The 5,046-nt window shown below is 39.2% G+C and carries 5 protein-coding genes; 3 read left to right on the forward strand and 2 right to left on the reverse strand.

Going from position 1 to position 5,046, the window contains the following annotated elements; genetic code table 11:
• Nucleotides 1-476 precede the first annotated feature (476 nt).
• Complete coding sequence (locus AAGC65_RS24835) at nucleotides 477-1,592, forward strand: AAA family ATPase (protein WP_343115159.1); 1,116 nt, start codon at nucleotides 477-479, stop codon at nucleotides 1,590-1,592.
• Nucleotides 1,593-1,947: 355 nt separating this feature from the next.
• Here AAGC65_RS24835 and AAGC65_RS24840 read toward each other — a convergent pair whose 3' ends face one another.
• On the reverse strand, nucleotides 1,948-2,250 hold the full coding sequence (locus AAGC65_RS24840) for a hypothetical protein (RefSeq protein WP_343115160.1): 303 nt from the start codon (nucleotides 2,248-2,250) through the stop codon (nucleotides 1,948-1,950).
• A 121-nt stretch (nucleotides 2,251-2,371) separates the two neighbouring features.
• On the opposite strand from AAGC65_RS24840, the gene AAGC65_RS24845 reads away from it, so the two are divergent.
• Entirely contained in the window at nucleotides 2,372-2,593 is a 222-nt protein-coding gene (locus tag AAGC65_RS24845; protein WP_343115161.1) for a helix-turn-helix transcriptional regulator, read from the forward strand.
• Nucleotides 2,593-4,590 (forward strand): DUF2075 domain-containing protein, encoded by a 1,998-nt coding sequence (locus AAGC65_RS24850; protein ID WP_343115162.1) that lies wholly within the window; start codon nucleotides 2,593-2,595, stop codon nucleotides 4,588-4,590. Before AAGC65_RS24845 ends, AAGC65_RS24850 begins: the two co-directional genes overlap by 1 nt.
• Nucleotides 4,591-4,592: 2 nt before the next feature.
• On the opposite strand, the gene AAGC65_RS24855 is transcribed toward AAGC65_RS24850, so the two are convergent.
• The gene (locus AAGC65_RS24855) at nucleotides 4,593-4,979 is read right to left on the reverse strand and encodes a (deoxy)nucleoside triphosphate pyrophosphohydrolase (RefSeq protein ID WP_343115163.1); all 387 of its coding nucleotides are present in this window, start codon (nucleotides 4,977-4,979) and stop codon (nucleotides 4,593-4,595) included.
• Between the last annotated feature and the right edge of the window lie 67 nt (nucleotides 4,980-5,046).

Here is a 5,046-nt window from a genome sequence, read left to right on the forward strand (position 1 = left end):
GTATTTGGCGGCCCAGGCTATCAGTTAATATAACCGGCGTAGTTTGCTGCAGGGTGGCAGCGAAAGCTTCAGCCTGATCATCATATACTTTATTGGTTATAGCATATGGCCCCTTGGGCGAGCAGGCAGCTATAGTAATAATTAACGGTAAAAGCAGTAAGGCAAAACGGTGTTTCATTTTTAGGGGGTTAATGTATAGGGCGTGCTAAATTAAGTAAATTAAGCGTTCGCAGGTGTTCATATTTTTGTGCGTGAACACCCGTGAACATCGTGAACGCCCCGTGAACGCACCGTGAACACTGTCAAAACAGTGGCACCACTTTTTATTTTCGGGCTTGTTATATTTGGAAAAGCAAACCAGCCCCACCCTTCTTCAACAACAATAAAACGCTTAAAGTTCTTTCCTGAACAGTAATTATACAGCTTTTCGGCGGGCCGGGCTAATCATTTACCATATTTTAAATTATTAAAAAATTATGTCGAACACTCCTTTTTACCGGCCCCTGGCTATCGAAATGATACGCACCGATGTGCAGGACATTAAAGCCCGGCAGGCCAAAGCCGGCAAAGCGCACGAAATACCCATGGGCGATGCCGGGGCCGACCTGTTTAACATTCAAACAGCCAACCAATGGATGCACATTGAAAAGCAAAAGCCTAACCCCGGTATGCTTTTTGGCAACTTTTGGTACCAGAACGAGCTTTGCATTTTGTTTGCCGATACCAATATGGGCAAATCCATCCTTGCCGTTCAGCTGGGCGATAGTATCAGCAAGGGCGTTGCCATTGGTCCGTTTGAAATGTATGCCCCGGCCCAAACCGTGCTATATATAGATTTTGAACTGAGCGCCAAGCAGTTTGAACTGCGCTATTCCGACACGCATGGCAGCTACGAGTTTAGTCCCGAATTTTTCCGCGCCGAATTTACCATGCAGCACGAAGTGCCCTACCAGTATAAAGATTTTAACGATTACCTGCACAGCGCCCTTAATTACGCCATTACCCATACCGGCGCGCAGGTGCTTATTATTGATAATATTACCTGCCTGCGCAATGGCACCGAGCGTGCCGACAATGCCATATCGCTAATGCGGCATCTTAATGCTTTAAAAGCCCGGCACCAGCTTAGCATACTGGTATTGGCCCATACACCCAAGCGACAAATAGCCAACCCTATTACCCGTAACGATTTGCAGGGCAGCAAAATGCTTATCAACTTTGCCGATAGCGCCTTTGCCATTGGCGAGTGCTGCCAAACACAGCCCGATGCCGGCGATACACCAGCCGCGCCATACCGCTACCTGAAACAGGTAAAACAGCGCAATGGCACCGAGGTATATGGCGCCCAAAATGTTTGCCTGTTTAAACTCATCCGCAGCGATAGTTTCTTACAATTTGAATTTGCCGGCCACGCCCACGAATACGACCTGCTGCGCCGCTACAGCCAGCAGCAACACCATCATTATGCCCAACAGGTAGCCCTTTTACTTACCGATGGCAAAAGCCAGCGCCAAATTGCCGATAAGCTGCACATTAGCCTGGGCTTAGTGAACAAGCTGGCCCAACAGCATAAATTACTGATAGCGGTATAGGTTTTTTTGAAAAGCAAAGCTTGTGCCTATGGTTTAATGCAGCCCCGCCATACGCTTATACTGCACAGGCCTTAACCACAAAGGCCGGTATTCGCTACTGTCGGGTTTAGTTGGGTGGGATTTGTGGTGTAAAACACGCGTGCGCCAGCGGTAGGATAGAGATGATATAAAGGCCTATCACCCTGACCTTGTCGAAGTGTAGCGCGTAAAAGCCTTTGTCCACTGTTTCGACAAGTTCAGTATGACAGTCGCACATATTATTATTGTAAGTACGAAGCGATCTCTGTAGAGCCAGGTAGCGAATAGGCACACACGACAACTCCATGCGGCATTGAGATTGGAGTCAACATTATTCTTAGTTTCCAATTAATGCCATCCATTCATGTGCAGTATATACAGCATTTGCGGCTTCATTGGTATAAATCACTTCTTCAAATTCGTGAAAAGTGTGGTCAGCCTCATTATTCCATGTATCAAAATGAATATCAGGTACACGCCATTTATCTGCATAAAACCACAGGCCATCAATAAGGTTAAATTGAATTAATCTTTCTACTTCAGACAGTTTAATGTTATATGGATTACTGAAAATTACGCTGTTGAACTTTTTATAGTTGCCGCCATCGCGGTAGAGGTACGAAAATTTAATGTTAGGCATGGTGCCAAGATAGTGGTTGGTTTATGGCTTGTCAATCGAATATAAGTGAAGATTAAAATGCCATTAATATTGACACTCATAGTCCGTTGACTCATAGTCAACAATAACCCAACTTGCATTAATGGATATTAAGCTAAAAGTTGGCCAACGAATAAAAGAGTTACGTAACAATAAAGGTATATCTCAAGAGGCTTTAGCCAACAAAGCTGAAATTGATAGAACTTACGTGACCGATGTAGAAAATGGACGCCGTAATATTTCTATTCAAAATTTAGAAAAATTAATTCTCGCTTTAGAAGCCCCCTTTAAGGATTTTTTTGATTCTTCAATCTTTAATAAATAATGTCTGCATTTTATTCAAACACGTTAACAGGCTTTATTAAGGATAGAACAGACTCTATTATAGGTTTACTTACAACACAATCGGGTTTATCTGGTTTTTACCAACAATTACACACTCAAACACTTTCATGGAATAACGAAATTCAAATCTTAAAGGCAGCCATACAAAAGTTATTAGTAAGCCATATTGCTACAGAAAATTGGGGAGTGTTATTAGAATATCCTATAGCACGAAGAGAGAAAAGAATTGATGCTGTTTTAATAGCAAACAGCTTAATTATTATTATAGAATTTAAAGTAGGTAAGGTCGACTACCTTAGTTCAGATAAAGAGCAATTGCTGGATTATTGTTTAGATTTAAGAGATTTTCACTTTAAATCGAGAAATAAAATTATTGTCCCAATTTTGCTATCTACCGAAGGCGCTTCTATAACCAACTCGTACCAATTAAATTCAGATTTAGTACAAGATATTTTATTTGCTAATGCTAATAATTTAAATAATATTTTACTTAATGTAGTTAATCATTGGGGAGAAAAAAACAATCATACTATTGATTACAAAGAGTGGGACAATAGTGACTATTCACCAACACCAACTATAATTGAAGCTGCCCAAACTCTTTATGCTGGAAAGTCAGTAATTGAAATATCAAGATCACACGCTGGCAGTGAAAATCTTACAAAAACATCTGATGCTGTTATTGAAGCGATTAAAACAGCTAAAGCAAATAACGAAAGAATAATATGTTTTATAACAGGTGTGCCGGGAGCAGGTAAAACTTTGGCAGGATTAAATATTGCACACTATGATGAATTTCAAACTGGTGGTAAATCATTAGCTACATTTTTATCTGGCAATGGCCCTTTAATCAAAGTTTTGCGAGAAGCGCTGTCACGTGACGCATTTAAAAAAATCAAGAAAAGTGATGCTACTGCAAAAAAGAAAGAAACAGATAGAATAATCTCATTCATTGAAAATGTTCACCGATTTCTTGATCATTACTTTATAGAGAAAAACAGGGTACCCAATAATAAGATTGTGATTTTTGATGAAGCTCAACGCGCATGGAATGCGGAACATTCAATGCGTAAATTTCAACGGCCATTTTCTGAACCAGAAATGATGCTTGAAATTATGAGTAGGCACTCTAACTGGGCCGTTATTGTTGCCTTGGTTGGTGGCGGACAAGAAATAAATACAGGTGAAGCGGGTTTAAGAGAATGGGGTAATATTATTGAGCAGAAATTCGCTGATTGGAAGGTTTATATATCACCACAATTGAAATTAGGCGAACATAGTACTGGCAATTTAACACTATTTAATCAATTGCCACAAAACGTAGCTATAACAGAAAATCCCAATCTTCATTTAGATGTCTCTATTCGCTCATACAAAGCAGAGGAATTATCAAGATGGGTAAATCTAATTTTAACAGATAATCATATTGCAGCAAAACAAGTTTACGTTGAAAAATTATCGAACTATAAAATAGTTATTACAAGAGATTTAGACAAAGCCAAAAATTGGCTAAAATCAAAATGTAAAGGTTCACGCAGAATGGGTTTAGTTGCAAGTTCAGGTGCACGTAGATTAAGGCCATACGGACTTGATGTAAAAATTGAATTGGAAGAGGCTGAATGGTTTTTAAACAGTAGAGACGATGTCCGATCGTCTTATTACCTTGAAATACCCGCAACAGAATTTGGGATTCAAGGTCTGGAACTTGATTGGGTAGGTGTTTGCTGGGATGCCGATTTAAGACGAACAAATGACGGCTGGGATTTTAATGCATTTAAAGGGAGTAGATGGCAAAAGGTTGGTAAACTTGAAATGCAAAAATACATTATCAACAAGTATAGAGTCTTATTAACCCGTGCCAGAGAAGGAATGATTATATTTATTCCAATTGGCAATAGTGAAGATTTAACAAGAAGCCCAGACTTTTATAATCCTATAGCCGAGTATCTCAAATTATGCGGTGTTAAAGAAATTTAGTATTACTTAGACTTTATATAATTTTTCACTATTGGAATATCAGCTTCCGCCCAATCTAAATCTAATAATTCGGTTTTCTTAAGCCACTTAAATTGCACATGTTCTTTTAGTTCAATTTTGCCGCCAATCAATTCACAAATAAAAGGGATAAGCTTAATAGATATCTTGGGGTAGTTATGAATATTAGCAGAAAGACTTTTTATGATTTTGATGTCAATGCTAAGTTCTTCTTTAATTTCACGAATTAAACAATCTTCTTCACTTTCGCTTGGTTCAATTTTGCCACCAGGAAGTTCCCATTTTAAAGGCAAGGCCATTGTTGGGCCTCTTTGTGCAACAAAGATTTGTTTGTCAGCATTTACGATAATAGCACAAGTAACATTAATCACATTTCTAAATTACAATTATGATTTAACATTTTACTTACCTTTCCCCCCAGAGATTGCTTCGTACCTC

The sequence above is a fragment of the Mucilaginibacter sp. genome, assembly GCF_039207105.1.
GTDB lineage: Bacteria > Bacteroidota > Bacteroidia > Sphingobacteriales > Sphingobacteriaceae > Mucilaginibacter.